The organism is Polaribacter sp. 20A6, assembly GCF_011378915.1.
In the GTDB taxonomy this organism is placed as follows: domain Bacteria; phylum Bacteroidota; class Bacteroidia; order Flavobacteriales; family Flavobacteriaceae; genus Polaribacter; species Polaribacter sejongensis.
Genome location: NZ_WTPZ01000134.1, coordinates 1 through 532, shown reverse-complemented (window position 1 = coordinate 532; position 532 = coordinate 1). Strand labels below are relative to the sequence as shown.

1 protein-coding gene is annotated in these 532 nt (G+C 55.3%); it reads left to right on the top strand.

All coding sequences use genetic code 11. The annotated features are described in order from the left end of the window. Window positions 1–111: 111 nt before the first annotated feature. The coding region (locus GQS57_RS18935; protein ID WP_205860327.1) for a hypothetical protein at window positions 112–532 on the top strand (421 nt) is incomplete at its 3' end.

Sequence of the window (532 nt, the reverse complement as noted above, 5' to 3'; positions counted from 1 at the left end):
ATCATACCAGGGTTTGGCTGCATGCTGGGAATCAGCGGTGGTATTTTGGGAGATTTCAGCAGAGGTTGTGGTTTGGTCATTTTGAGGTTAAGGTTGTAGTAAAGAATGGATATGATTAAATTTACTCTTTTGGTGTTTCTTTATCACCAGTTGCTATGGCAAGGAAACGTCTGGAGTCAGGGTGAGCTGCCAGTTAACACCACGGCGCCAGAGCTTCAGGGGGACGAATCGCCAGCTAACACCACGGCGCCAGAGCGTCAGGGGGACGAATCGCCAGCTAACACCACGACGCCAGAGCGTCAGTGGGACGAATCGCCAGCTAACACCACGGCGCCAGAGCGTCAGTGGGACGAATCGCCAGCTAACACCACGACGCCAGAGCGTCAGTGGGACGAATCGCCAGCTAACACCACGACGCCAGAGCATCAGTGGGACGAATCGCCAGCTAACACCACGGCGCCAGGGCCTCAGGAGGATGAGACGGAGACCACTTCTAGTGCCACCACACCATCTCAGGAGATGGAGAGATCGG